The organism is Oceaniferula marina, assembly GCF_013391475.1.
Classification (GTDB): Bacteria; Verrucomicrobiota; Verrucomicrobiia; order Verrucomicrobiales; family Akkermansiaceae; genus Oceaniferula; species Oceaniferula marina.
Genome location: NZ_JACBAZ010000076.1, coordinates 1 through 281, shown reverse-complemented (window position 1 = coordinate 281; position 281 = coordinate 1). Strand labels below are relative to the sequence as shown.

Below are 281 nucleotides of genomic sequence, written 5' to 3'. Positions count from 1 at the left end.
CTCACCCGGTTGGATCATCTTCTCCAAAGCCTTGCGTTCGCAGGTTTTGGCGGGACTGATGAGTGCACCCGAGGGCTTTTCATCAAGCAAACTGAACTTGATATGCAGGCGAAGTGCCGATTGTTTTGTTCCGTAATGGGGGCGCCAGTGAGCCCATGCCATGCGGGGCAGGGCCGAAAAGACGGAACTGTCGACCAGCCGTAACGATTTGAGCAGACCTGGCGGGATGCCTGCTTTTTTGACGGAATTGCCGATGTTTTCAGCCGCAAGTTTTCTGAAAA

1 pseudogene is annotated in these 281 nt (G+C 53.7%); it reads right to left on the bottom strand.

Annotated elements, in window-relative coordinates:
* Nucleotides 1-281, bottom strand: a pseudogene (locus HW115_RS19575) (hypothetical protein); the annotation flags it as partial.